This window comes from Isoptericola sp. NPDC057391 (assembly GCF_042668085.1).
Taxonomy (GTDB): domain Bacteria; phylum Actinomycetota; class Actinomycetes; order Actinomycetales; family Cellulomonadaceae; genus Isoptericola.
This window is the reverse complement of record NZ_JBHVBO010000046.1, coordinates 1-23,460: the sequence shown is the minus strand read 5'-3', so window position 1 is coordinate 23,460 and position 23,460 is coordinate 1. Positions and strand designations below refer to the sequence as shown.

Genomic DNA, 23,460 nt, shown 5'->3' with positions numbered 1-23,460 from the left:
CCCCGCGGGGTGACCGGCCGTCGTCGTGCCCGGGACCGCGCCGCGAGTTGTCAGAGCCACAGCGGGGTATACCCGGTCCTGAGCCTGACAACTCGCCGGTGGTCACGGGCGGCCGAGGGCGGTGACGCCGGCCACGAGCGTGTCGACCAGGGCGTCGAAGCTGCGGTCGAGGTCCTCGGGCAGCCGGAAGCCGCCGCCGAGCTCGAGCGCGACGAAGCCGTGCACCCCCGCGCGCACGACGCGCACCGCGTCGACCGTGCGGTCGGTGGGGAGGCCGAACCCGCGCAGCACCGCCCCGGCCAGCGCGACGACGCGCGCGGCGGAGGCGCGGTGCTCGGCGTCCTCGGGGGCGTCGGGGTCGGGGGCGAGCTGGACGGCGGCGTACCGGCCCGGGTGCGCGAGGGCGTACCCGCGCCACGCGTGGGCGAGGGCGCGCAGGGCGTCGGGGCCGGTGCGGCCGACGGTCGCCGCCGCGCTCGCCGTCGTGAGCTCGTCGAGCGCGACCAGCGCGACCTCCCGGCGCAGCGCCGCCAGCGAGCCCACGTGCTTGTACAGGCTGGGCGTGGCGACGCCGGCGGAGGCGGCGACCTTGGCCAGCGTGAGGTCGGCGAGCCCGGTGGGCCCGCCGGCGTCCACCTGCTCCAGCGCGATCCGGACGACGGCGTCCCGCGACAGGCCCGCCCTAGGCACGGGCGCCCCGCTCGTCGGCGCCGGTCCCGCGGGCGGCGGGCAGACCGGCGAGGAGGTCGAGGACGGCCGGGGTCACGACCTCGGGCGCCTGGTGCTGCGGGTAGTGGCCGACGCCGGGCACGAGGAGCGTCTCGCTGCTGAGCGCGCCGCCCATCCGGGCGAGCTCGGCGCCGGCGTCCTTGTAGTCGGGGTCGAGCTCGCCGACGACGACGAGCGACGGCGCCTGCACCTTCTCGACGAGCGGTTCGATCACCGAGTGGTCGAGGGAGAAGGCCAGGTCGCGGAACGAGCGCAGGTGCGCGGCGTCGGACATGCTGCGGCGGATCCGCGCGACGTGCTCCATGTGCCGGGCCCCCTTGCGGCCCTTGGCGAACATCGAGGTGTAGAGCCGGGCCCAGGCCGCGGCGCCCCACGGACGGGCGAACAGTGTGCGGTACAGGGCGCGGTTGAGGCGCTGTTGGGCGGGGGAGGCGGTCTCGCGCAGGTGCGGGGCGAGCAGCACCAGCCCGCGCACGAGCTCCGGCCGCTCGGCCGCGGCCCACACGGCGGCCGACCCGCCCATGGAGCTGCCCATCAGCACGGCGGGCCCGGCGTCGAGGTGCTCGACGAGCGCGACGAGGTCGGTGCCGGTCGCGACGTCGCCGTGCGTGCGGAAGGTGGTGTCGGAGTCGCCGTGGCCGCGCAGGTCGGCGACGACGACCCGGTGGCCGGCGGCGACGAGCGCGGGGACGACGTCGTCGTAGGTGGAGCGGAGGTCGCCCATCCCGGGGACGGCGACGACGAGCGGGCCGCTGCCCGCGTCGGTGTAGGCGAGCCGCCCCTCGGGGCGGGCGAGGTACCGGGGCTGGGGCGTCCGCGTCGTGTCCATAGCCCTAAAGCTAAGACCATTAGCCATGCCTCGCAAGAGGCTTCTCGAAAAAACTTCGCGGATGGTGTCGATCCTGCGGTTCCCCGTTCGACCTGGGGATGAGAAGGTCACCACGAGGGTGACCGCGATCACGACGGGAGCAGGACGATGGCCAGGTACATGCTGATCATGCGGGCCAGCGACGAGGCGCAGCAGGCGTTCGCCGAGTCGGGGCTCGACTTCGACGAGATGCTCGCCACCATGGGCCGCTTCAACGAGGCGATGATCGACGCGGGCGTCCTGGTCGCCGCCGAGGGGCTCGAGGAGGCCGAGAAGGGGGTCGTCGTCGACTACTCGGGCGACGAGCCGGTCGCCACCGACGGCCCGTACGGCGAGACCAAGGAGCTCTTCAACGGGTACTGGATCCTCGACGTCGAGTCGGTCGACGACGCCGTGGCCTGGGCCAAGAAGGCGCCGCTCGCGGGCCCGGGCATGAAGGCGGAGATCCGCCGCATCCCCTCGATCGACGAGTTCCCCCAGGACAACGAGTGGGTGCGCAAGGAGCGCGCCTGGCGCGAGCGCACCGGTCAGCTCTGACCGGGGACACGCAGCGCGACACCCACCGCACGACGTTCGCAGCACGACCTTCCAGCACGACCTTCCAGCACGACCTTCCAGCACGACCTTCCAGCACGACCTTCCAGCACGACCTTCCAGCACGACATCCGCAGCACGACACCCGGACGACCGGGACGAGACGAGGAGTGAGCACGATGGCCAAGTACATGCTGATCATGCGCGGGACCGACGAGGGCCAGGCTGCCTACGAGGAGATGGACTTCGCCAAGGTCATCGAGGACATGGGCCGCTACAACGAGTCGATGATGAACGCCGGGGTGCTCGCCGCGGGCGAGGGGCTCTCCGACGCGTCCGAGGGCGCCGTCGTCGACTTCTCCGCCGACACGCCCGTCGTCACCGACGGCCCCTACGGCGAGACCAAGGAGCTGTTCAACGGCTTCTGGATCGTCGACGTGGCCTCCAAGGAGGAGGCGATCGAGTGGGCCAAGCGCGCCCCGCTGAGCGGGCCCGGCACCAAGCTCGAGGTGCGTCGCGTCAACGGGCCCGAGGACTTCCCGCAGGACAACGAGTGGGTGCAGAAGGAGGAGGGGTGGCGCGAGGAGCAGGCCCAGCGGGCCCAGCAGGCGTGACCCCGGACGCCCCCGAGGGAGGCCGCGCCGACGACGGCGCGGCCTCCCGGCGCGTCGTCGAGGCGGTCTGGCGCATCGAGTCCAGCCGCATCGTCGGTGCGCTCGCCCGGTACACGAACGACTTCGCGCTCGCGGAGGACGTCGCGTCGGAGGCGCTGGCGGAGGCGCTGGTCGCCTGGCCGCGCGACGGCGTCCCACGCGACCCGGTGGCGTGGCTGCTCGCGACCGGGCGGCGTCGTGCGATCGACGCCTTCCGGCGCCGCTCCGGTCGGGACGAGCGCTACGCGGCGCTGGCCCGCGACCTCGACGAGGGCGGCGCCGTCACGGGCGGGCCGGGCTCCGTCCCCGAGCCGCACGACGACCTGCTGTGGGACCCGGACAAGATCGAGGACGACCGCCTCGCGCTGCTGTTCGTGGCCTGCCACCCCGTGCTGTCGAAGGAGGCGAGGGTTGCGCTGACCCTGCGCGTGGTGGCCGGCCTCAGCAGCGAGGAGATCGCGCGGGCCTTCCTCGTGCCCGTGCCCACGGTGCAGGCGCGCATCACGCGGGCGAAGAAGACGCTGACCGCGGCCCGCGTGCCGTTCGAGGTGCCGGCCGCCGAGGACCGCGCGGAGCGGCTCGGCTCCGTGCTGAACGTCGTCTACCTCATCTTCTCGGAGGGGTCGACGGCGTCGGGCGGCGACGACTGGATGCGCCCGGACCTCGCGTACGAGGCCGTCCGCCTCGCGCGCGTGCTGACCCGCCTCGCGCCCGAGCCGGAGACGTTCGGGCTGCTCGCGCTGCTCGAGCTCACCGCGGCGCGGTTCCCGGCGCGCACCGGGCCGGACGGCGAGCCCGTGCTCCTGGAGGACCAGGACCGGCGCCGCTGGGACCGGTCCGCGATCCGGCGCGGGCGGGACGCCCTCGCCCGGGCCGTCGCCGTCGGGCGCGGGCTGGGGCCGTACGGGCTGCAGGCCGCCATCGCGGAGCAGCACGACGTCGCGCCGTCGGTGGCGGGGACGGACTGGGAGCGCATCGTCGTGCTCTACGAGGCCCTGCACCGCGTGGCGCCGTCGCCCGTCGTCGAGCTCAACGGCGCGGTCGCGGTGGCGATGGCGTCCGGCCCGGCCGCCGGGCTCGCCGTCGTCGACGACCTCGTCGCGCGCGAGGTGCTGTCCGGGTCGTACCTGCTGCCCTCCGTGCGCGGCGAGCTGCTCGCCCGCCTCGGGCGGAACGACGAGGCGCGCGCGGAGCTCGAGCTCGCCGCCCGCCTGTGCGGCAACGCCCGCGAGCGCGGCGTGCTGGAGGCGAAGGCCGCCGCCCTCTGACCCCGAGCTGTCAGGGCCACGTGCACGAGAACCTGTTCCTGGCCCTGACAACTCGCGGCGCCGTGAGTTGTCAGGGCCTCGCTCACGATTGCGTGGTCCTGGCCCTGACAGGTCGGCGGGGGAGGGTCGCGACGGCGACGCCGGCCAGGGCCAGCACCCCGCCGAGCAGGACGACGGGAGCGGGCACCTCGTCGAGCAGCGCCCAGGACATGAGCACGACGAGCGGCGGGACGGCGTACGTGGACGCCGCGGCGCGCCCGGCGCTGACGCGGGCGAGGGTGTATCCCCAGGTGGTGAAGGCGATCGCGGTCGGGAACACCCCCAGGTAGACGACGCCGAGCAGCGACGACGTCGGCGCGGCGGCCGCCTGCGAGACGAGCGCGGGCAGGAACGGCAGCGCCGCGACCGTGCCGGCGAGGCAGCCGAGCCAGGTCATGGTGAGCGCGTCGGCGTGAGGCAGGAGCCGCTTCTGCAGCGTGGCGGCGCCCGCGTACAGGACGGCGGAGGCGAGGCCGAGCGCCACGCCGACGACGTCGAACCGGCCCGTCGTGGTCGCGACGGCGATGACGACGACGCCGGTGAACGCGACGGCGATGCCCGCGAGCAGGCGCCGCGGGAAGCCCTCGCGCAGCAGGACCCCCGCGAGGACGGCGACGAGCATCGGCGCGATGTTGACCAGCAGCGCGGTGGTGCCGGCGTCGAGGTGCCGCTCGGCGGCGTTGAGGGTGAGGTTGTACGCGCCGAACCACGCGACGCCCCAGGCGAGCACGAGCAGCAGCACCCGGCCGCGGGGGAGGCGCACGGGCGTGCGGCGGCGCACGCGGGCCACGAGCAGGATCGCGGTCAGCGCCACCGAGCCGACGGCGATCCGCCCGAGGGTGAGCGCGCCGGCGTCGAGGTCGTGGCCGACGGCGCGCACGCCGACGAACGCGGACGCCCACAGGACCACGGTGACGGCCATGGCGGCCGCCGTGAGGGCGCCGGCGCGGCGGGCGGGGCTCCCCGGAGGCGTGGTCGGTGCGGTCGGCGCGGTGCGCGCGGTGGTCTCGGTCATGGGATCGATCGTCGCCGACCCGTCCCGTGAGCACCAGTTCAGATATCTACCGAATGCTTCAGTCTCGCTGTAGTGTCACGACCATGCTCGACGTCCACCGCCTTCGCGTCTTCCGCTCCGTCGTCGCCAGCGGCTCGGTCGCCGCGGCGGCCGCCAACCTCGGGTACACGCCGTCCGCGGTGAGCCAGCACGTCGCCGCGCTGCAGCGCGAGACCGGGCTGCAGCTGCTCGCGCGCCACGGCCGCGGCGTCCGACCCACCGCGGCGGGTCAGGCGCTCGCCGCGCAGGCCGACGGCCTGCTCGCCCGCCTGGGCGAGGTGGAGACGTTCGTCGCGGACCTGCGTTCCGGTCGCTCCGGCAGCCTCTCGGTCGCCTACTTCGCCTCCGTCGGTGCGGCGTGGCTGCCGGCCGTCGTCAGCGCGCTCAGCACCGGGTTCCCCGGCGTGCGGCTCGACCTCGAGCTCACCGAGGAGATCCCCACCGACCCGTCGAAGCGCGCCGACCTGCAGCTCGCCGTCGCGCAGCCCGACTTCCGGCCCGCCGCCGGCACGACCGCCCACCACCTGCTCGACGACCCCTACGTCGCCGTCGTCCGGCAGGACCACCCCTTGGCGGGACGGGACGAGATCGAGCTCGCCGAGCTGGTCGGGGACCGGTGGATCGACAACGACTTCGCGCGCGGCTGGTGCCGCCGCAACCTGCTCGAGGCGTGCCGGGCCGCGGGCTTCAGCCCCGCGTTCGCGGTCGAGGCCCACGACTACCCGACCGCCCTCGCGTTCGTCGCCGCCGGTATCGGCATCACCGTGCTGCCCGCGCTCGGCTCCGCGCGGCCCGCGGCCGGGACGGTGGCCGTGCCCGTGGTGCGGCCCGTGCCGGTGCGGTCCATCTATGCCCTGGTGCAGGACGCCGTCGCCGACACCCCGCCGGTGCAGGCCGCGCTCGCGGCGCTGCGCGACGTCGCCGGGTGCCCGGTGCCGTCCGCCGCGTAGGCTGGACGGCGCAGCCCCGCCGGCAGGTGGCCGGCGTCGCTGCACCCCGACTCTGCACGACGACGAAGACGAGGTACCCCTGTGACCACGCTCCCCACCGCCACCGGCGGCTTCGGCGACAAGCCCGAGATCACCTTCCCCGAGGGCGACGCCCCCGCCGGCCTGCAGGTGCAGGTGCTCGAGGAGGGCACCGGCCCGGTGGTCGACGCCGGCCGCACCATCGTCGTGAACTACCTGGGCCAGACCTGGGGCGGCGGCGTGTTCGACAACTCCTACGACCGCGGCCAGACCATCGACTTCCCCATCGGCGTCGGCGCGGTCATCGGCGGCTGGGACAAGGGCCTGGTCGGCCGCAACGTGGGCGACCGCGTGCTGCTGTCCATCCCGTCCGAGCACGGCTACGGCCAGCGCGGCGTGCCGCAGGCCGGCATCCCCGGCGGCGCCACGCTCGTCTTCGTCGTCGACGTCGTCGGCGTGCGCTGACCCTTCGGCGAGGTAGTTCAGAAGGCCGCGAGGTAGTTCCCCAGCGGTCAGGTCGTGCGGGCCTCGACCCAGGGAACTACCTCGCGGCTTTCTGAACTACCTCGCCGTGCTTCAGCGGCGGCGGGACCGCGTGACCGTGAACTTCGGGTTCTGCGCGACGTGCACGGTGGGCCCGACGGCGCGGGTCAGCGCCTGCCGGTAGTGCAGCGCCGTGTTGAAGACGCACCACAGCTCGCCGCCCTGGCGCAGCGCGCGCCCGGCCGCGCGGAACATGCGGTGGGCGGCGTCGGTGCGCACGGCCGTGCGGTCGTGGAACGGCGGGTTGAGCAGGATGAGGTCCGCGCCGGCGGGCTCCAGGTGCTCGCCCGCGTCCCCGCGCAGCGCGACGACGCGCCCGTCGACGCCGTTCGCCTCCGCCGTCGCCCGGGTCGACGCGACGGCGGCGGCGGAGCGGTCCGTGCCGACCACGCGGGCCTCGGGGTACCGGAGTGCGAGGACGGTGGCGAGCAGGCCGCTGCCGCTGCCCAGGTCGACGGCGTCGTGCACGCGGTCGGCGCCCGGCCACTTCTCCGCCGTCGTGAGCAGGAAGCGCGTGCCGAGGTCCAGCGTCGTGCCCGCGAACACCCCGCCGTGCGCGACGACGTCGACGTGCGGCGTGCCGGCCGCCGTGACGAGCTCGGCGTCCGTCAGCCGTGCGGTCGCCGGGTAGGTGAGCGGCGCGTCCCGGCGCTCCACCCGGACGCCCGTCGCCACCAGCGCGCGGGACTTCTGCCGCGCCAGGGTGGCGCGCACGTCGGCGAACGACGCGGCCAGCACCTCGTTCATCGCTCGCGTCATGTGCTTGACCCGCCCGCCGGCCAGCAGGACGACGTCGGGGGAGGCGTGCCTCGCGACCAGCTCCGCGACCTCCGTGAGCTCGGCCAGCGAGCCCGGCAGCTGCAGGAGCACCAGGCGCGCGCCGCCCAGCAGGTGCCCGTCGACGCGGTCGCGGACGGTGATCCGCACGGTCGGCCGGTCCCCGCGCACGACGTCGAGGAGCCCGTCGCGGTCCATGTTCCGGTCCAGCGCCGCCTCGGCCGTGACGGTGTCCGTGCACGACCGCACGTCGGGGGCGCCCAGCGTCACGGCGCCGAGCGTGAGCGCGCCGAACCGGTCGCCGATGACGACGACGTCGCCCGGCCCGGCCGTGGCGAGCAGCGGCGCGGCCTCGTCGAGGAGGAGCCGGTCGGTGGCGTCGACGGCGACGGGGCCGTCGGCGCGGGACCCGTCCTCGGGCCACGGCACCAGCGCACCGAGGACGGCGGCGAGCCGCGCGTCGGTGTCGCGGGGAGCGGAGGGGGCGGGGGAGTCGGGCTCGGAGGCGTGGTGCACGCGACCAGTCTCCCCGACTCCCGCCGGCGTCACGCGCTGCCGGTGAGCCCGCGCGCCCAGCCCTGTCGCACGGACCGGCGTGCGCGGGCCGCGTCGTCGCCCGCCGCGCGGTACAGGTGCGCGAGCCCGGAGGTCACGGTCGGTTCGACCTGCTCGAACGTCAGGACGCCGGTGGCCAGCAGCATGCAGGCGCCGTGCCCGAGCATCCACAGCTCGTGCGCCAGCGCGGCGGGGTCGACGTCGGCCCCGAGGCGTCCGCCCTCGACGGCGCGCCGGATCGCGGTGACCAGGTGCGCGAGGGTCGCGTCCGCCGCGGCCGGATCGGGCAGGGGGAGGGTGCCGTCGAACATCAGCGTGTACAGCTCGGGGCTGCGGCGGGCGGTCGCGGCGTACGCGGCCCCGGCGGCGGCCGCGTCGGCGACCGGGTCGTCGGTGGTGGCGAGCGTCGCGAGACGGGTGGCCAGCCGGGCGAAGCCCTCCTGGCGCACGGCGCCGAGCAGCCCCGGCATGCCGCCGAAGTGGGTGTAGACGGCCATGGTCGAGACGCCCGTGCCCGCCACCACCGAGCGCAGCGTGACCGGCTCGCGGCGGGCGAGCAGGGCACCGGCACGCTCGACGATCTGCGTGCGGACCTCGGGACGGGCAGGGCGGACCACTTGCGCATTCTATAGCGCTGCTATGGAATGGCGGGGCCCGCACGCCGCCGCCACCCGAGGAGCCCCCGTGAGCGTCCAGCTGCTCGACCCGCCCGCCCTGCCGCAGCCCGACGTCTACGCCCAGGTCGCCGTCGCCGAGGGGTCGCGGCTCGTCTTCGTCTCGGGCCAGGTGGCGCGCGACGCCGAGGGGCGCCCGGTGGGGCCCGGAGACCTGGCGGCGCAGGCCGAGCAGGCGTACGCCAACGTGCACGCGGCGGTCACGGCGGCGGGCGGGACGTTCGCGGACGTCGCGAAGCTCACGGTCTACGTCGTGGACTGGGAGCCCGGCAAGATGGCCGAGCTCGGAGCCGGCGCCGTCCGGGCCGCCGAGCGGCTCGGCTTCGACCTGGTCCGCCCGATCACTCTGCTCGGGGTGGCGGCGCTGGGCGAGCCCGACCTGCTGGTCGAGGTCGAGGCGGTCGCCGTCCTGCCCTGAGCGCGCCCTACCCTGGCGCCATGAACGCCGACAGCGCCGCGCCGGAGCCGACCTCGTCCGCGCGGGTCTCGATCACCTACTGCACGCAGTGCCGCTGGCTGATGCGGGCGGCGTGGGTGGCGCAGGAGCTCCTGCAGACGTTCCGCACGCGGCTGGCCGAGGTCGCGCTGGTGCCGGGCACCGGCGGTGTCTTCCGCGTGGAGCTCGACCCCGGCGACGGCCGCCCCGCGGTGCTGCTGTGGGACCGCGCCGCCGAGGGCGGCTTCCCGGAGATCCCGCCGCTCAAGACGGCGATCCGCGACGCCGTCGCGCCCGAGCTCTCGCTGGGCCACACCGACCGCGCCGCCGGCGCGACGCCGTAGGCCCGCCCTCCCGCGCCACGAGACCGACGTACCACCCGCCTTGCTGACACGGTGTGCCAGCAAGGCGTATCGTGACGAGACGGGTCGTGACGGGGACCGACGGTCCCGGCGAACCCGAGTCGACGCCGCCCACGCCACGGACGGCGCGGGAGGAGGAGTCATGGGACAGCTGGACGGACGCACCGTCGTCATCACCGGAGGCGCGCGGGGGCTCGGGGCCGAGGCGGCCCGCCAGGTCGTCGCCGCCGGCGGGAACGCCGTCGTCACCGACGTGCTGGAGGACGAGGGGAACGCGACCGCCGCGGAGCTCGGCGACCACGCGATCTTCGTGCGGCACGACGTCACGTCCGCCGAGGGCTGGGCGGACGTGGTCCGCGCCGCGACCGAGCGCTTCGGCGGCGTGGACGGGCTGGTGAACAACGCGGGCGTCTCCACCGGTGCGCCCATCGTCGACGAGCCGGTCGACCACTTCCGCCGGGTGCTCGAGATCAACCTCACCGGCGTCTTCCTGGGGCTGCAGGCCGTGGTGCCGGCCATGCGCGAGCGCGGGCAGGGCTCGATCGTCAACATCTCGTCCGCCGCGGGCCTCATGGGGCTGGCGCTCACCGCCGGCTACGGCGCGTCCAAGTGGGGCGTGCGCGGCCTCACCAAGGTCGCGGCGGTCGAGCTCGGCACGGAGAAGATCCGCGTCAACTCGGTGCACCCGGGCATGACCTACACCCCGATGACGGCCGAGGTCGGCATCCAGCGGGGCGACGGCAACTACCCCAACACCCCCATGGGCCGCGTGGGCGAGGCGCCGGAGATCGCGTCGGCCGTGGTGTTCCTGCTCTCGGACGCCGCGTCGTACATGACGGGCGCGGAGCTCGCCGTCGACGGCGGCTGGACCGCCGGCCCGACGGTCAAGTACGTCATGGGTCAGTAGTCCCGGCCCGTGGCCGGGGCGCGGGGCCCGTCAGCGCGAGCGGCGGGCCTGGCGCTCGGCCTGCTCGGCCGCCTTGGCCTTGACCCGGTCCTCCTCCTCGCGCACCTTCGCGGCGGTCTCGCGCTCGGCGAGGAGCCACGCGGGCGGCTCGTCGCGCAGCTCGTTGATCTGCTCGGTGGTCAGCGGCTCGGTGATGCCGCCGCGCGCGAGACCGGCGATGGAGATGCCGAGGCGACCGGCGACGACGGGACGCGGGTGCGGCCCGTGGCGGCGCAACTCGTCGAGCCACTGGGGCGGGTTCTTCTCGAGCTCCTCGAGCTCGGCGCGCGTGATGCCGTGCTCCTGGAACTCGGGCGGGGTCGCGGGCAGGTACACCCCGAGCTTCTTCGCCGCGTTCGTCGGCTTGAGGACCTGCTGGGAGAAGGGGGTTCCGGCCATGGGCACCAGGGTAGTCGCGGCGGGCGGCGCGGCGCGCCCACGTAGCCTGGTGCCGTGACCGACCAGCCGGGCGAGGCCCTCGACGACACGGTGGACGACGGCCGCCCCACGTTCCGGCTCGGCTACGTGCCCGGCGCGACGCCGGGCCGCTGGGCACGCACGTGGCGCGACCGGCTCCCGGACGTCCGGCTCGACCTGGTCCAGGTCGACGCCGCGGACGCGCCCCCCGCGCTCGCCGAGCGGCGGGTGGACGCGGCGCTCCTGCGCCTCCCGGTGGACGGCGACGTGCTGCACGCCATCCCGCTGTACACCGAGCTGCCGGTGGTCGCCGTCTCCCGCGACCACCTGCTCGCGGCGACCACGGAGGACGAGGTCGTCACCGCCGACGACCTCGCCGACGACGTCGTCTGGCTGGCCAAGGACGACGTGCTGTTCGCCGACGGCGGGCCCGTGCCCGGCCTGGCGCCGACGTCCCCGGACCCTGACGCGGACCTCCGGCCCGACACCGCGGCCGACGCCATCGCGCTGGTGGCGACGGGGGTCGGCGTCACGGTGGTGCCCATGTCGCTGGCGAGGCTGCACCACCGCAAGGACGTCACCTACCGGGTGCTCGACGGCGGGCCCGGGGCGCCGGTCGGCCTGGCGTGGCTCGTGGAGGGGCTGCCCGACGACATCCGCGAGCTGGTGGAGGAGATGATCGGCATCGTGCGCGGCCGCACCGCGAACAGCTCCCGGGGCCGCGCCGCGGCCGGGCGGTCGGACGCGAGGCCCGCGGAGGCCACGAAGCCGGCGCGGGGGCAGGCCGGGCGGGGCGGGGGCGGTGCCCCCGGCCAGGGCCGTGGCGCCGGCCAGCGCGGCGCGGCCCGGCGGGGCGGGGGCCCGCGGGCGTCGTCGCCGCGCAAGGGCCGCCGGCGCGGCGGCCGCTGAGGACGCCGGCCGCGCGGCGTGGGCGGTCGCTCAGCCCTCCCGTCGGGCGGCGAGCCGCTCCGCACCCTTCCACGCCGCGGGCAGCAGCCCGGCGACCACCGCCGCCTTGAGGATCCCCGGCAGCACGAACGGCGCGAGCCCGTGGGCGATCGTCGCCTGCAGGTCGAGCCCCGCGACGACGGCGAGCCACGGCAGGCCCACCGCGAAGGTCACCGCCGTGCCGGCCAGGAACGTCACCAGGCCCTTGAGGAACGTGCGCTCCCAGCGCCGCTCGGCGAGCCGGCCGACCAGCGCGGCGGCGGCGACGAAGCCGACGATGTACCCGCCGGTGGTCCCCAGCACCACGGACATCCCGCCGCTCGCGTCGGAGAAGACGGGCAGCCCGATCATCCCCAGCAGCGCGTAGAGGCTCATCGACGCGGCCCCGCGGGTGGCGCCGAGGGTCGCGCCGACGAGGAGCACCGCCATCGTCTGCCCGGTGATCGGGACCAGCGGCAGCGGCACGGTGACCTGGGCGAGGAGCGCCGTGAGCGCGGCGCCCCCGATCACGAGGCCGACATCGGTGGCGAGGCTGCGCGGGAGCACCCTGTCGGCGAGCAGGACGGCGGGCGTGGCGATGGTGGTCACGGGGACTTCCTCTCGGCGGGTGATCGACGACGGCGGGCCGTGCGGTCCCCGCACGACAGCGCCGACCGTCGACGCTAGCGGCCCCCATAACGCGGCACAGGGGTGGGAACCCTCCTGGCTTCGGGGCGATTCGTTGTGGGCGTCGCTGCCTTGCGCGCCGCGCGGGCGCGGGCGAGTCGTCCCGATATTTCACCCTTCCGCCGGAAGGTCGGTCTCGCTAGCATTCCGGCGCGGCCGGAGGCCGCACCACCTGCTGATGCGGTCGATCCCGCCTGCCCCTTGGAGTGCTCGTGCGCACACCCGCCGTTCTCGGAGCCTCGCTCCTGCTCGTCGTCGGCCTCGCTGCCGGCCCGGCCGCCGCGCTGCCCGCGGGGCACGGAGACCGGGGCGACTGGGGCGGGAGCGGCGATTCGCGCACCGGCTCCTCCTGGGACGGCGGCTCGGGCTGGGCCGACGGCGAGCGCTTCTCGTGGCCCGACGACACGCGGTCCTGGGACGACGACGTCTGCCCGGACATGGACGAGCCGAAGACGGACGTCGACGGCGAGGAGCGGACGATCACGCTGGAGGCGCCCGAGGGCGAGCTGATCTCCGCGTACTGCGTGAAGGCCGGGTCGGCCAGGCGGGGCGACGGCCCCAAGATCGTCGAGCTCGACGAGCCCGTCGCGGAGGTCACGATCGCGTACCCGACCGGCGGCAAGTGCCGGGCGATCAGCCACTACGCCGTCGAGTACGTGGACGCCCCGGAGCCGTCCCCGAGCCCGACCCCCGCGGCGGCGACGACGCCCCCGACGAAGGCCCCCGCGCCGACCCCCACCCCGGCGGAGGAGACGACGGCCCCCGCCGAGGAGTCGCCGACCCCGGAGCCCACCACGGAGGCGCCGCCCGCGGAGCCGGTCCCCGCGGCGTCGGAAACCGCGCCGGCCGTCGTCGCCGAGGAGGGTCCGTCCGGCGACGAGACGCCGGGCGCGGGCGGCGCGGACTACGTGGACGTCGAGCCTGAGGCCGCCGAGGCCCGCACGCAGACCGTGGGCGGCAGCTCCGGCCGCGTGAGCGCGGACCTCGAGGCCGCGGCCGCCCCGCAGTCGCTCCCGGTCACGGGCGCGCAGCTGCTCGGCATCGTCATGGCCGCCGTCGCGCTCCTGGGCGCGGGTGTCGGCGTGCTGATCTGGACCCGCCAGCGGCGCGCGAGCTGACGACCGCGCCGGCTCAGCCGGTCGAGGACCCGGAGGCCGCCGCCAGGGTGCGCACGGTGTCGACCGTGTCCGCCTCGGCGGCGGCCTTGTCGTCGCGATAGCGCACCACGCGTGCGAACCGCAGGGCCATCCCGCCGGGGTAGCGGGTGGAGCGCTGCACGCCGTCGAACGCGATCTCGACCACCTGCTCGGGCCGCACCTGCACGACGTACGACGACCCGTCGGCGGGCGACGTCGCCAGCTCCGTGAACCGCTCGGTCTGCCAGGCGAGCATCTGGTCGGTCATGCCCTTGAACGTCTTGCCGAGCATGACGAAGCCGCCGGTGTCGGGGTCGCGCGCGCCGAGGTGGATGTTGGACAGCCAGCCCTGGCGGCGCCCGGAGCCCCACTCGACGGCGAGCACCACGAGGTCGAGCGTGTGCCGGGGCTTGACCTTGACCCAGCCGGCGCCGCGGCGGCCGGCGGCGTAGGGCGCGTCGAGGGCCTTGAGCACCAGGCCCTCCTGCCCGGCGGCGACGGTGTCGGCGAAGAACCGCTCGACCTCCGCGACGTCGGCGGAGACGAGCCGCGGCACGACGACCTCGGGAGGGAGCACGCGGTCCAGCACCTCGAGGCGCTCGGCCGCGGGCGCGTCGATGAGGTCGGCGCCGTCGTGGTGCAGCACGTCGAAGAACCGCACGCTGAGCGGCACGGTGGCGCTGCCCGCCTCGGCGTCGTGGCTGCCGGTGCGGGCGGCGGTCTCCTGGAAGGGGCGGGGGCGGCCGGCGTCGTCGAGGGCGATCGCCTCGCCGTCGAGCACCACCGTGCGCACGTCGAGGGAGCGCGCGACGGCCACCACCTCGGGCAGCCGTTCGGTGACGTCGTCGAGCGAGCGGGTGAACACCACGACGTCGTCGCCGCGGCGGTGCACCTGCACGCGGATGCCGTCGAGCTTGGTGTCGGCGGCGACGGCGGCGCCCTCGAACCGCTCCAGGGCGGCGGCGACGTCGGGCGCCGACGCCGCCAGCATGGGCCGCACGGGGCGGCCGGGCTCGAGGCGGAACGCCTCCAGCGCCGGCGCGCCGCCGTCGAGCGCCGCCCGCGCGATCGGCCCGGTGAGCGCGCTGAACATGGCGGCACGACGCACGACCGGGAGCGGCACGTCGGCCGCCGCGGCGATCGCGTCGAGCAGCAGCGAGTCGAGCGCGCCCTGGCGCAGCTCGCCCAGCACGAGGCGCCGCACGAAGTCCTGCTCGTCGGAGGTCGCGCGCCCGAACAGGCCGTCGACGGCGGACCGGCGGGCGGCCTGCGAGCCCGCGCCCGCGAGGCGTTCGAGACGGCCGAGGGCGTCGTCGACGTCGGCCGGCGTCAGGGACGGCTCGTCCGCAGGGGTCGGGAGGCTGCCGAGGGTGCGCCAGCCGAGCCCGGTGCGGCGCTGCCGCGGCCGCCCCGACAGGAACGCCGCGACGACCTCCACCTCGTCGCCCGGCTCCGCGGCGCGCAGCGCGTCCGCGAGCAGCTCCCGCTTGCGCAGCCGCGAGCGCGTCGCGGCGACGGCGGCGTGCGTGGTGACCAGCTCGGTGAGCAGCACCCGTCGATCGTCGCACCCGCCCCCGACGCTGTCGCGGCGCCGTCGTGCCCGCCACCGGCCTGCTGCTGTCGGCGGAACCGCGTGCGCCCGCGCCGTCGGGCTGGGAGCGTGACGGCATGCGTGACGGTATGGACACGACGACGGGAGAGCTGGGCACGGTCGCGGTGCTCTCGGACGTGCACGGCGTGCTGCCCGTCCTCGAGGCGGTGCTCGACGAGCCGGACGTGCGCGCGGCGGACGCCGTCGTCGTCACCGGCGACCACGCCGCCGGCCCGCAGCCGGTGGAGGTGCTCGACCGGCTGCGCGCCCTGGGCGACCGGGCCGTGCTGGTGCGCGGCAACGCCGACCGCGAGCTCGTCGCGCACGCCCGCGACGGCGGGGGAGCCGTGCCCGGCCCGGTCGTGCCGTGGGCGGCCACCCGGCTGCGGGCCGCGGACGTCGAGCTCCTGGCCGGGCTGCCGCACCCCGTCGTGCTGCGCGTGCGCGGCTTCGGCCGGGTGGTGGCGTGCCACGGGACGCCGCGCGACGACGAGGAGGTCGTGCTCGTCGACTCCTCGCTCGAGCGGTGGGCCGAGGTGCTGGCCGGGCTCGACGACGACGTCACGACGGTGCTGTGCGGGCACACGCACATGCCGTTCGTGCGGCTGGTGGACCGCCGCCTCGTCGTGAACCCGGGCAGCGTCGGGATGCCGTACGGCCGTGCCGGCGGGTCGTGGGCGCTGTTGCGCGACGGCCAGGTCGAGCTGCGGCACACCGCCGTCGACGTGGACGCCGCGGTGGCCGCGGTGGCCGCCGGGTCGGCGTACCCCGACGCGAGGGCGTGGGCCGACGAATACCTGCGGTCGGCGGCGAGCGACGCCGACGCGCTGCGCGTCTTCGGCCCCCGCGACGGGCGCCCGGCCCGCGGGTGAGGCCGGTCAGGCGCGCAGCCGGCCCATCGCCCGGACGCCGAGGACGAGACCGAGCGCTGCCATGCCGAGGGAGACCGCCAGGCCGAGGGCGATGCTCGGGTCGGCGAGCTCGCCGGCGAACAGCGCGCGCTGGGCGTCGACCGTGTGGGCCATCGGGTTGATCCGGGACAGGGCGTAGAGCCAGTCCGGGGCGAGCTGTACGGGCAGCAGCGCCCCCGACGTGACGATCAGCGGCGTGTAGGTGAGCGTCACGACACCCCAGAAGGCGTACGCGTTGCGCAGGCCGACGCCCGCGGCCAGCGACAGGAGCGCGAGCCCGGCGGCCAGCGCGGCGAGCTCGACGGCGGCCAGGAGCGCGCCCACCACCGGCACCCGGAGCCCCATCGGCGCCGTCACCGCGACGATGACCAGCGCCTGAACGAGCACGGTCACCACGACCCGCAGCACCCGTCCGGTGAGGATGGCGCTGCGGTGCGTGGGGGTCACGAGCAGGCGCTCCAGGGAGCCCGCCGCCCGCTCCTCCTGGATCCCGGAGCCGATGAACGCCGACGTGCTGAACGTCATGATCACGAGCATCCCGGGCACGAACCACTGCATGGTGCTCCCGGACGCGCCGTCGGGCGCCGCGCCCACCGCGCCCGCCAGCGGGGCGAAGAGCAGCAGGAGCAGCAGCGGGTCGGCGAGGGACTCCACGTACGGCCAGGGGGTGCGCAGCTTGGCGCGGACGTCGCGGTCGAAGAGGGTGGCGGTGTCGCTCAGGGCGGTCATGTCGTCCTCCGGGTGTGGTCGGGATCGCGTCGTGGGTGCAGGGCGAGGGGCAGGCGGCTCAGGCGGCGGCGCCGTCACGCAGGCTGCGGCCGGTGAGGGTGAGGAAGACGTCGTCGAGGGTGGGGCGCTGCACGCGGGTGCCGCGCAGCCGGACCCCCGCGGCGTCCATGGCACGCACGACCTGGGGCGTCACCGTGTCCCCGCCGGCTACCCGGAAGCGCACGACGTCCCCGGCGGGCTCGACGTCCTGGGCGCCCGGCAGGCGGGCCGCGACGCCGGAGGCGGTCGGCGCGTCCGCGGCGTCGGCGAGCTCCACGGTCACGAGGTCCCCGGAGACCTTCCCCTTGAGCTGGTCCGGCGTCCCGTCGGCGATGATCTCGCCGTGGTCGACGACGACGACCCGGTCGGCCGCCGTGTCCGCCTCGTCCAGGTAGTGCGTGGTGAGCACCACGGTGGTGCCCTGCTCGGCCTGCATGCGCGCGACGTGGGCCCACAGGTGCGCCCGGCTGTGCGGGTCGAGCCCGGACGACGGCTCGTCGAGGAACACCACCGGCGGGCGGTGGACGAGCCCCATCGCGAGGTCGAGGCGGCGCCGCTGGCCGCCGGAGAGGGTGGCGACGTCCCGGTCCGCGAGCCCGGTGAGCTCCAGCTCCGCGACCAGCTCCTCGCCGCGGCGGCGCGCCGCGCGCCGCGGCAGGCCGTAGAGACGCGCCTGGGCGGTGAGCTCCTCGAGGACGCGCAGCCCGTCGAAGGAGCCGTTGCCCTGCCCGATGGAGCCGATGCGGCGCCGGACCGCGACCGGGTCGCGCGCGACGTCGTGCCCCGCCACCGTCGCGGTGCCGCGGGTGAGGGGGAGCAGCGTGGTGAGCATGCGCAGGGTGGTGCTCTTACCGGCGCCGTTGGGGCCGAGCAGGGCGACTGCCTCGCCCTCGGCGACGTCCAGGTCGATCCCGCGGACGGCCTCGACCGTGCCGTGGTCGGTGCGGAACGTGCGGGTCAGGCTGCGGGTGCGGATCATCGTCGGTCCCCTCGTCGTTCCATTACGTGGCGTAACGAAATTAAACTGTAGGGTGAGGGCATGTCAACGGTCTTCTCCGAGCCCGGTCCGCCCGAGCCGTCCGCGCGCGTCGGGCGGCCGCGCGACACGGGGATCGACGACGCCGTGCTCGCCGAGACCCTCGCCGCGCTCGACGACGTCGGCTACGCCCGGCTCTCCCTCGGCGACGTGGCGCGGCGTGCGGGCACCTCGAAGCCGGCGCTCTACCGGCGCTGGCCCACGCGGCAGCGCCTGGCGCTCGCGGCGCTGGAGCGCCGGATCGGCCGCGTGTCGCCCCCCGACACCTCGTGCACGATGTGCGACCTCGCCGAGTGCCTCGGCCTCTTCGTCGCGGCGTTCGAGCAGCTCCCGCCCGGCGTGCTCGCGCCCCTCCTCGCGGACACGGCGGACGACCCCGACCTCCGCGCCGAGTTCATGGCGCGCCTCTTCGACCCGCCCCGGGAGGCGGTGCGCCGCACGCTGTCGGGGGCACGCGACCGCGGCGACCTGCGCGCCGACCTGGACCTCGACCTCGCCGTCGACCTGCTCGGGTCGTTCGTGCACTACCGGGCCCTCTTCGGGCACGCGACGACGGCCCCCGCCGAGATCGAGTCCGTCGTCGAGACGCTGCTGCAGGGCGTCGCCGCCGACTACCCGGCCCTGTACCGCGAGGCCATGGGGCACGACGTCGACGCGGAGCCCCACGCCCTGCACCACGCGTGAGGGTGGGTCCGACCTTGGGGGCTCAGAGCTCCTCGTAGACCGCCGGGTCCTGGTCGGCGGTGCGACCGTCGGGGCGGCCGAGCCCGGTGATGCGGGCCATCTCGTCGTCCGTGAGCTCGAACGAGAACACGTCGAGGTTGTCGGCCTGCCGCCGGGGGCTGGACGCCTTGGGGATCGGCACGACGCCGAGCTGCACGTGCCAGCGCAGGATGGCGCGCACGGGCGAGACGCCGTGGGCCGCGGCGACCTCCGCGATCACCGGGTCCTCGAGCATGTCGCTCGCGCGGCCCAGCGGGCTCCATGCCTCGGTGACGATGCCGCGCTCGGCGTCGGCGGCGCGCTGGGCGGCCTGCGGGAAGTAGGGGTGCAGCTCGACCTGGTTCACGACCGGGGTCACGCCGGTGGCCTCGATGACCGCGTCGAGGTGCTCGGGCAGGAAGTTCGAGACGCCGACGTGCCGGATCAGGCCCCGCTCGCGGCAGTCGACCAGCGCCTGGTACGCCTCGACGTACTTCCCGATCCGTGGGTTGGGCCAGTGGATGAGGTACAGGTCGAGGTGGTCGAGCCCGCTGCGGTACACCGACTCCTCGACCGTGGCGACGGCGTCGTCGTAGGCCTGACGGCGGCCGGGCAGCTTCGACGTGATCAGCAGCTCCTCGCGCGGCACCGACGCCGCACGGACGGCGCGGCCGACGGTGCCCTCGTTCTCGTAGCTGAACGCGGAGTCGATCAGCCGGTAGCCGGCGTCGATGGCGCGGGCGATCGCGTCGGCGCCGCCGGAGCCCTTGAGCTTGTAGGTGCCGAAGCCGACGGCGGGGATCGCAGTGCCGTCGGCGGCGGCGCGGGTGGGGACGTCGGGCGTGGTGCGCTGCTCGCTCATGCGTCCATTGCACACCCGCACCTCGGCGTGCGGCGCGACCGGGCGCGGGTGTTCGCCTGAACCCTCCCGTCACCGCGAGCGCGCGTGCCGCCGACCGACCACGGCGCGCCGGGCGACCACCGCGTGCACGACATACCAGGCGAGCGCGACGCAGGCCAGCACGATCACGACCGACTGGTAGCGGCCCATGACGTCCTCCACGGCGTGCCACTGCTCGCCCAGCAGGTACCCGACCAGCACGAGGACGGTGTTCCACACGAGGCTGCCGACCGCCGTGAGCGTCACGAACCGGCCCAGCTGCATCCGCTCCACGCCGGCGGGCACGGAGATCAGGCTCCGCACGATGGGGATCAGCCGGCCGAGCAGGACGGCGCGCGCGCCGTGCCGGGCGAACCATGCCTCCGCGGTGTCGAGGTCCTCGAGCCGGACCAGGGGCACACGGTCGACGACGCGCCGCAGCCGGTCCCGGCCGATCGCCGCGCCGACGAGGTAGAGAGCGAGCGCGCCGACGACGGACCCCGCGGTGGTCCACAGGATCACGGGGAGCAGCCCGAGCGTGCCCTGGCTCGCCGTGAACCCGGCGAGCGGCAGGATCACCTCGCTGGGGATGGGCGGAAAGAGGTTCTCGAGGGCGACGGCGAGGCCCGCGCCCGGTGCACCGAGAACCTCCATGAGGCCCACCGCCCAGTCGGTGAGGCGGGAGACGATCCCCGGGGTCGTCCGCCGTCGTGGTCGTGGTGAGGGTGGTCGCCGTGGCGGCCGTCGCAAGGAGTGCTGTGCTCATGCCGTCGACGCTACGAACGGCGCCGGCGCCTCCGCGGCGCGGCTTCGCGCACGGTTCGGGGCGGGGAACCGCAGGTCAGGGGTGCGGTTTGCCGCAGTACCGTGCCGGGGCCGCGTGGCTAGGGTTGCCGGGTGGCCATCCCCTCCTCCGTCTCCCGCGCGACGTACGGGGTCGTGCTCGGGGCGTGCCTCGTCCCGTTCGACGTCGCCGCCCTGGCCGCGGCGGGCGTCTGGTCCGTCGCGGGCGGGCTCGTGCCGGGCGCGCGGGAGCGGCGTGACCGCGTGCTGACGGCAGCGGTGGCGGTGCACGCTCGACGGCTCGAGCGCTGGCTGGGCCGCCCCGCCGGCGCCCCCACGGCGACCGACCGGCGCGCGAGGTACCTGGCGGTACGTCTCGTGGTCGGGCTCACGGGCCTGGGCGTCCTCCTGCTGCTCGCCTACGGTGTGCTGGCCGCGGCGCTGATGATCGCGTCGTGGGCGTTCGACCTGCGCGTCCAGGCGCTGACCAACGAGGAGGGCGAGCCCACGACCGGGCTCACGATCCTGTCTGCGGCGGTGCCCGGCGTCCTGCTGCTCTACCTCGCCGTGATGGGGCTGGTGGGCACCGCGGCGCTCGAGCGGGCTGCCGCCGCGCGCTACCTGGGGCACGAGGACCCCGCCGAGCTGGTGTCCCGCATCGAGTCCCTGGTCGCGTCTCGCGCCGGGATCGTCGCGGCGGTCGAGGCGGAGCGCCGCCGGGTGGAGCGTGACCTGCACGACGGCGCCCAGCAGCACGTGGTCGCGCTGGGGATGCTCGTCGACCGCAGCCGCCGGGCCACCGACGACGCCGCCCGCGACGCCCTGCTCGCGCAGGCGGCCGACGAGACCGCCCGCCTGCTGACGGCGGTGCGCGACGTGGCGTGGAGCGTGCACCCGACCGCCCTCGACACCCAGGGCCTGCGCCCCGTGCTCCGGCGGCTGACCGCCCGGTCCACGCCGCCGGCCACCCTCGACTACCGCGTGCCGGGCCGGGTGCCGCCGTCCGTCGAGGCATGCGTGTACTACGTCGTCGCCGAGGCGCTCACCAACGTGGGGAAGCACGCGCGGGCCTCCCGCGTGGACGTCGTCGTCGCGCCCTCCGACGGGGCGGTGGTCGTGACGGTCGAGGACGACGGCGTCGGCGGCGCCGGGTCCGGCACGGGCCGCGGCCTCGCCGGGCTCGCCGCGCGCGCCGGCTCGCTGGGCGGCACCCTCGACGTGCGCAGCCCGGCCGGCGGGCCGACGGCCGTGCGGGCGGTGCTGCCGTGCGCGTGACGATCGCGGAGGACTCGGCGCTGCTGCGCGAGGGGCTCCGGGCGCTGCTGACCGACGAGGGCGTCACGGTGGACGCCGCCGTCGGCGACGGCGCGGAGCTCCTGGCGATGCTGGCCGCGCGCACCCCGCCTGACGTCGTCGTCGTCGACGTGCGCATGCCGCCCACGCACACCGACGAGGGCATCCGGGCCGCCCTCGAGATCCGGCGCCGCTGGCCCGCGGTGGCGGTGCTCGTGCTGTCGCAGTACGTGGAGAGCGGCTCCGCGCGCGAGCTGGTGACCGGCGGCGGAGCGGGGGTCGGGTACCTGCTCAAGGACCGCGTCATGCGGGTCGCGGAGCTGCTGGACGCCCTGCACCGGGTGGCACGCGGCGACTTCGTCGTCGACCCCGAGGTGGTCCGCCAGCTGTTCGCCGACTCGCGGCGGACGGACCCGCTGGCCCGGCTGACCCCGCGCGAGCGGGACGTGCTCGGCCTCATGGCGGAGGGACGCACGAACGCCGGGATCGCCTCGGCGCTGCACCTGTCGCTCTCGGCGGTCGAGAAGCACGGCAACGCCATCTTCACCAAGCTCGGGCTCGACGCCGCCGACGGATACAGCCGCCGCGTGCTCGCGGTGCTGCAGTACCTCCAGGACTGACGCGCGCCTCGACCGCCGGTGCAGCGGGTGCGACGATCGGGGAGTGCGGCCCCCGGACGGTGCGGTGCCCGGCGACGCCGTCGACGGCCCCGCCGCGCTGACCGCCCGGCGTCCGGAGCTCGACGCGCTGCGCCTCGCCGTCGTGCTCGGGCTCGTGCTGTTCCACGCGGCGCTCGTGTTCGACGCGAGCGACCCCGACTTCTACGTGAAGAACGAGACCACCACCGAGGTCACGACCATCCTCGCGGGCCTCGCCGTCGTCTGGGCGATGCCGGCGCTGTTCGCCGTCTCCGGCTGGGCGGCGCGGCGGTCGCTGTCCCGGCGCTCGCCCGGCGGGTTCGTGCGCGAGCGGCTGCTCAGGCTCGGCGTGCCGCTGCTGGTGGCCACCGTGCTGCTGCTGCCGTTCCCGGTGTGGGTGCGCGAGCGCACCCGGGAGGGCTCCGACCTGTCGTACGCCGAGCTGTACCGGCGGTTCTTCGACGTGCGGCTGGAGCCCGCCGAGGCGCCGTTCGTCGTGCAGGGGGAGCACTTCGAGTCGGGGCACCTGTGGTTCGTCGTGCTGCTGCTCGCGTGGTCGCTGCTGCTGGCGCTCGCGGCCGCCGTGCTGGCGCGGGTGGCGCCGCGGGTCGTCGCGCCGGGCGGCCTCGACCGGGTGGGCCGTGCCGCAGGCCGCCGCGGCGCCGTGCTCCTGCCGGCAACGGCGACGGCGGCGCTGTGCGTGCCGGGGCTGGAGCAGGAGTACGCGGGGTGGCCCCGCTGGGCGTACCTCGGGTTCTTCCTCGGTGGGGTCGTCCTGGGAGGGGACGAGCGGCTCCGGGTCGCGCTGCGGCGGGACGCCGCGCTCGCGGCGGTGACGGGCGGCGTGCTCTTCACCGGCGGCCTCGTCGCGTTCCTGGCCGCGGACGCGGCGGCCTCCGACGCGTTCACCGCCATGGACGCGACGGGAGTCACGTTCCGGGTGCTGTTCGGCGCGGCGGGCTGGCTGTTCGTGGTCGCGATCCTCGGCGGTCTCGACCGGTGGGCGCTGCGGCGGGCGTCGTCCCGCACGAGCGAGGCGACCGGCCGGGGCACCGAGGTGTACGCCTACCTGCTCGCCGCCGGCATGCCGCTGTACGTGCTGCACCAGCCGGTGGTCGTGGGCGTCGCCGCGCTGGTGGTGCCGTGGCGGGCGCCGATCGTCGTCGAGCTGGCGGTGGTGGTCGTCGCCTCCGCGGCCGTGCTGCTCGTCGTCTACGACCTGGGCGTGCGGCGCTGGCGCCTCACCCGGTGGGCGTTCGGGATGCGGGGCTGACCGGTGCCGGCC

At 75.8% G+C, this 23,460-nt stretch carries 27 protein-coding genes; 15 read left to right on the top strand and 12 right to left on the bottom strand.

The features are described from left to right. Positions 1–102: 102 nt before the first annotated feature. Both ACFUVW_RS08655 and ACFUVW_RS08650 read right to left on the bottom strand, forming a co-directional pair. Positions 103–690 (bottom strand): TetR/AcrR family transcriptional regulator, encoded by a 588-nt coding sequence (locus ACFUVW_RS08655; RefSeq protein ID WP_430570922.1) that lies wholly within the window; start codon positions 688–690, stop codon positions 103–105. Continuing rightward, positions 683–1,558, bottom strand: coding sequence for an alpha/beta fold hydrolase (locus tag ACFUVW_RS08650; RefSeq protein ID WP_430570921.1), 876 nt, complete (start codon positions 1,556–1,558; stop codon positions 683–685). Before ACFUVW_RS08650 ends, ACFUVW_RS08655 begins: the two co-directional genes overlap by 8 nt. A gap of 147 nt (positions 1,559–1,705) precedes the next feature. On the opposite strand from ACFUVW_RS08650, the gene ACFUVW_RS08645 reads away from it, so the two are divergent. The 3 genes from ACFUVW_RS08645 (at position 1,706) to ACFUVW_RS08635 (ending at position 4,052) form a co-directional block, all read left to right on the top strand. Further along, positions 1,706–2,134 carry a YciI family protein gene (locus tag ACFUVW_RS08645; RefSeq protein ID WP_430570920.1) on the top strand — a complete coding sequence of 143 codons (429 nt, stop codon included), beginning with the start codon at positions 1,706–1,708 and terminating at the stop codon, positions 2,132–2,134. A gap of 176 nt (positions 2,135–2,310) precedes the next feature. Then, the gene (locus tag ACFUVW_RS08640) at positions 2,311–2,745 is read left to right on the top strand and encodes a YciI family protein (RefSeq protein ID WP_430570923.1); all 435 of its coding nucleotides are present in this window, start codon (positions 2,311–2,313) and stop codon (positions 2,743–2,745) included. Further along, positions 2,742–4,052, top strand: a complete 1,311-nt coding sequence (locus ACFUVW_RS08635) for an RNA polymerase sigma factor (RefSeq protein WP_430570919.1) — start codon at positions 2,742–2,744, stop codon at positions 4,050–4,052. Before ACFUVW_RS08640 ends, ACFUVW_RS08635 begins: the two co-directional genes overlap by 4 nt. Positions 4,053–4,134: 82 nt before the next feature. Here the strand turns inward: ACFUVW_RS08635 and ACFUVW_RS08630 are convergent, their stop codons facing one another. Next, the gene (locus ACFUVW_RS08630; RefSeq protein WP_430570918.1) at positions 4,135–5,106 is read right to left on the bottom strand and encodes a DMT family transporter; all 972 of its coding nucleotides are present in this window, start codon (positions 5,104–5,106) and stop codon (positions 4,135–4,137) included. A gap of 83 nt (positions 5,107–5,189) precedes the next feature. Between ACFUVW_RS08630 and ACFUVW_RS08625 the strand changes: the two genes are divergently transcribed. Together ACFUVW_RS08625 and ACFUVW_RS08620 are read left to right on the top strand one after the other, a co-directional pair. After that, the gene (locus ACFUVW_RS08625; protein ID WP_430570917.1) at positions 5,190–6,095 is read left to right on the top strand and encodes a LysR family transcriptional regulator; all 906 of its coding nucleotides are present in this window, start codon (positions 5,190–5,192) and stop codon (positions 6,093–6,095) included. Positions 6,096–6,176: 81 nt separating this feature from the next. Then, positions 6,177–6,578: an FKBP-type peptidyl-prolyl cis-trans isomerase gene (locus ACFUVW_RS08620; RefSeq protein ID WP_380244482.1), complete on the top strand. Its 402-nt coding sequence runs from the start codon at positions 6,177–6,179 to the stop codon at positions 6,576–6,578. 111 nt (positions 6,579–6,689) lie between these two features. Here ACFUVW_RS08620 and ACFUVW_RS08615 read toward each other — a convergent pair whose 3' ends face one another. Both ACFUVW_RS08615 and ACFUVW_RS08610 read right to left on the bottom strand, forming a co-directional pair. Next, positions 6,690–7,949 carry a class I SAM-dependent methyltransferase gene (locus ACFUVW_RS08615; protein ID WP_430570916.1) on the bottom strand — a complete coding sequence of 420 codons (1,260 nt, stop codon included), beginning with the start codon at positions 7,947–7,949 and terminating at the stop codon, positions 6,690–6,692. Positions 7,950–7,978: 29 nt separating this feature from the next. Beyond that, positions 7,979–8,605, bottom strand: coding sequence for a TetR/AcrR family transcriptional regulator (locus ACFUVW_RS08610; RefSeq protein WP_430570915.1), 627 nt, complete (start codon positions 8,603–8,605; stop codon positions 7,979–7,981). Between the two features lie 67 nt (positions 8,606–8,672). Here ACFUVW_RS08610 and ACFUVW_RS08605 point away from each other — a divergent pair, with 67 nt between their 5' ends. The 3 genes from ACFUVW_RS08605 (at position 8,673) to ACFUVW_RS08595 (ending at position 10,367) form a co-directional block, all read left to right on the top strand. Further along, positions 8,673–9,080 (top strand): RidA family protein, encoded by a 408-nt coding sequence (locus ACFUVW_RS08605; protein WP_430570914.1) that lies wholly within the window; start codon positions 8,673–8,675, stop codon positions 9,078–9,080. Between the two features lie 20 nt (positions 9,081–9,100). Then, a complete protein-coding gene (locus tag ACFUVW_RS08600) occupies positions 9,101–9,442 on the top strand; it encodes a SelT/SelW/SelH family protein (RefSeq protein ID WP_430570913.1) in 342 nt (113 codons plus the stop codon). 160 nt (positions 9,443–9,602) lie between these two features. After that, positions 9,603–10,367 carry a glucose 1-dehydrogenase gene (locus tag ACFUVW_RS08595; RefSeq protein WP_430570912.1) on the top strand — a complete coding sequence of 255 codons (765 nt, stop codon included), beginning with the start codon at positions 9,603–9,605 and terminating at the stop codon, positions 10,365–10,367. A gap of 30 nt (positions 10,368–10,397) precedes the next feature. Here the strand turns inward: ACFUVW_RS08595 and ACFUVW_RS08590 are convergent, their stop codons facing one another. After that, positions 10,398–10,805, bottom strand: coding sequence for a DUF5997 family protein (locus ACFUVW_RS08590; protein ID WP_430570911.1), 408 nt, complete (start codon positions 10,803–10,805; stop codon positions 10,398–10,400). 54 nt (positions 10,806–10,859) lie between these two features. Between ACFUVW_RS08590 and ACFUVW_RS08585 the strand changes: the two genes are divergently transcribed. Beyond that, complete coding sequence (locus ACFUVW_RS08585) at positions 10,860–11,732, top strand: LysR substrate-binding domain-containing protein (protein ID WP_430570910.1); 873 nt, start codon at positions 10,860–10,862, stop codon at positions 11,730–11,732. 30 nt (positions 11,733–11,762) lie between these two features. Here the strand turns inward: ACFUVW_RS08585 and ACFUVW_RS08580 are convergent, their stop codons facing one another. After that, positions 11,763–12,359 (bottom strand): biotin transporter BioY, encoded by a 597-nt coding sequence (locus ACFUVW_RS08580; protein ID WP_430570909.1) that lies wholly within the window; start codon positions 12,357–12,359, stop codon positions 11,763–11,765. A gap of 290 nt (positions 12,360–12,649) precedes the next feature. On the opposite strand from ACFUVW_RS08580, the gene ACFUVW_RS08575 reads away from it, so the two are divergent. Continuing rightward, a complete protein-coding gene (locus tag ACFUVW_RS08575) occupies positions 12,650–13,555 on the top strand; it encodes a hypothetical protein (RefSeq protein ID WP_430570908.1) in 906 nt (301 codons plus the stop codon). A gap of 13 nt (positions 13,556–13,568) precedes the next feature. Here the strand turns inward: ACFUVW_RS08575 and ACFUVW_RS08570 are convergent, their stop codons facing one another. Continuing rightward, positions 13,569–15,125: an ATP-dependent DNA ligase gene (locus ACFUVW_RS08570; RefSeq protein ID WP_430570907.1), complete on the bottom strand. Its 1,557-nt coding sequence runs from the start codon at positions 15,123–15,125 to the stop codon at positions 13,569–13,571. Between the two features lie 116 nt (positions 15,126–15,241). Between ACFUVW_RS08570 and ACFUVW_RS08565 the strand changes: the two genes are divergently transcribed. Next, positions 15,242–16,036 (top strand): metallophosphoesterase family protein, encoded by a 795-nt coding sequence (locus ACFUVW_RS08565; protein WP_430570906.1) that lies wholly within the window; start codon positions 15,242–15,244, stop codon positions 16,034–16,036. A gap of 6 nt (positions 16,037–16,042) precedes the next feature. On the opposite strand, the gene ACFUVW_RS08560 is transcribed toward ACFUVW_RS08565, so the two are convergent. Then, positions 16,043–16,804 carry an ABC transporter permease gene (locus ACFUVW_RS08560; RefSeq protein ID WP_430570905.1) on the bottom strand — a complete coding sequence of 254 codons (762 nt, stop codon included), beginning with the start codon at positions 16,802–16,804 and terminating at the stop codon, positions 16,043–16,045. 58 nt (positions 16,805–16,862) lie between these two features. Continuing rightward, positions 16,863–17,822, bottom strand: coding sequence for an ATP-binding cassette domain-containing protein (locus tag ACFUVW_RS08555; RefSeq protein WP_430570904.1), 960 nt, complete (start codon positions 17,820–17,822; stop codon positions 16,863–16,865). A gap of 60 nt (positions 17,823–17,882) precedes the next feature. On the opposite strand from ACFUVW_RS08555, the gene ACFUVW_RS08550 reads away from it, so the two are divergent. After that, positions 17,883–18,563: a TetR/AcrR family transcriptional regulator gene (locus ACFUVW_RS08550; protein ID WP_430570903.1), complete on the top strand. Its 681-nt coding sequence runs from the start codon at positions 17,883–17,885 to the stop codon at positions 18,561–18,563. A 22-nt stretch (positions 18,564–18,585) separates the two neighbouring features. On the opposite strand, the gene ACFUVW_RS08545 is transcribed toward ACFUVW_RS08550, so the two are convergent. Then, positions 18,586–19,443: an aldo/keto reductase gene (locus ACFUVW_RS08545; protein WP_430570902.1), complete on the bottom strand. Its 858-nt coding sequence runs from the start codon at positions 19,441–19,443 to the stop codon at positions 18,586–18,588. 69 nt (positions 19,444–19,512) lie between these two features. Further along, positions 19,513–20,115, bottom strand: a complete 603-nt coding sequence (locus tag ACFUVW_RS08540; protein ID WP_430570901.1) for a DedA family protein — start codon at positions 20,113–20,115, stop codon at positions 19,513–19,515. A gap of 243 nt (positions 20,116–20,358) precedes the next feature. Here ACFUVW_RS08540 and ACFUVW_RS08535 point away from each other — a divergent pair, with 243 nt between their 5' ends. From ACFUVW_RS08535 to ACFUVW_RS08525, 3 genes are read left to right on the top strand one after another with little or no spacing between them, the layout of a single operon-like run. Then, positions 20,359–21,519 carry a sensor histidine kinase gene (locus ACFUVW_RS08535; RefSeq protein ID WP_430570900.1) on the top strand — a complete coding sequence of 387 codons (1,161 nt, stop codon included), beginning with the start codon at positions 20,359–20,361 and terminating at the stop codon, positions 21,517–21,519. Next, positions 21,510–22,157, top strand: coding sequence for a response regulator (locus ACFUVW_RS08530; RefSeq protein ID WP_430570899.1), 648 nt, complete (start codon positions 21,510–21,512; stop codon positions 22,155–22,157). The genes ACFUVW_RS08535 and ACFUVW_RS08530 overlap by 10 nt, the downstream gene beginning before the upstream one ends. Positions 22,158–22,200: 43 nt before the next feature. After that, positions 22,201–23,448 carry an acyltransferase family protein gene (locus ACFUVW_RS08525; RefSeq protein ID WP_430570898.1) on the top strand — a complete coding sequence of 416 codons (1,248 nt, stop codon included), beginning with the start codon at positions 22,201–22,203 and terminating at the stop codon, positions 23,446–23,448. Positions 23,449–23,460 lie beyond the last annotated feature (12 nt).

What these genes read in the sequence shown, in the direction of transcription:
- ACFUVW_RS08650 (WP_430570921.1), bottom strand. Translation starts at nt 1,558, where the DNA reads ATGGACACGACGCGGACGCCCCAGCCCCGGTACCTCGCCCGCCCCGAG.
- ACFUVW_RS08645 (WP_430570920.1), top strand. Translation starts at nt 1,706, where the DNA reads ATGGCCAGGTACATGCTGATCATGCGGGCCAGCGACGAGGCGCAGCAG.
- ACFUVW_RS08640 (WP_430570923.1), top strand. Translation starts at nt 2,311, where the DNA reads ATGGCCAAGTACATGCTGATCATGCGCGGGACCGACGAGGGCCAGGCT.
- ACFUVW_RS08630 (WP_430570918.1), bottom strand. Translation starts at nt 5,106, where the DNA reads ATGACCGAGACCACCGCGCGCACCGCGCCGACCGCACCGACCACGCCT.
- ACFUVW_RS08625 (WP_430570917.1), top strand. Translation starts at nt 5,190, where the DNA reads ATGCTCGACGTCCACCGCCTTCGCGTCTTCCGCTCCGTCGTCGCCAGC.
- ACFUVW_RS08600 (WP_430570913.1), top strand. Translation starts at nt 9,101, where the DNA reads ATGAACGCCGACAGCGCCGCGCCGGAGCCGACCTCGTCCGCGCGGGTC.
- ACFUVW_RS08595 (WP_430570912.1), top strand. Translation starts at nt 9,603, where the DNA reads ATGGGACAGCTGGACGGACGCACCGTCGTCATCACCGGAGGCGCGCGG.
- ACFUVW_RS08590 (WP_430570911.1), bottom strand. Translation starts at nt 10,805, where the DNA reads ATGGCCGGAACCCCCTTCTCCCAGCAGGTCCTCAAGCCGACGAACGCG.
- ACFUVW_RS08565 (WP_430570906.1), top strand. Translation starts at nt 15,242, where the DNA reads ATGCGTGACGGTATGGACACGACGACGGGAGAGCTGGGCACGGTCGCG.
- ACFUVW_RS08560 (WP_430570905.1), bottom strand. Translation starts at nt 16,804, where the DNA reads ATGACCGCCCTGAGCGACACCGCCACCCTCTTCGACCGCGACGTCCGC.
- ACFUVW_RS08555 (WP_430570904.1), bottom strand. Translation starts at nt 17,822, where the DNA reads ATGATCCGCACCCGCAGCCTGACCCGCACGTTCCGCACCGACCACGGC.
- ACFUVW_RS08550 (WP_430570903.1), top strand. Translation starts at nt 17,883, where the DNA reads ATGTCAACGGTCTTCTCCGAGCCCGGTCCGCCCGAGCCGTCCGCGCGC.
- ACFUVW_RS08545 (WP_430570902.1), bottom strand. Translation starts at nt 19,443, where the DNA reads ATGAGCGAGCAGCGCACCACGCCCGACGTCCCCACCCGCGCCGCCGCC.
- ACFUVW_RS08540 (WP_430570901.1), bottom strand. Translation starts at nt 20,115, where the DNA reads ATGGAGGTTCTCGGTGCACCGGGCGCGGGCCTCGCCGTCGCCCTCGAG.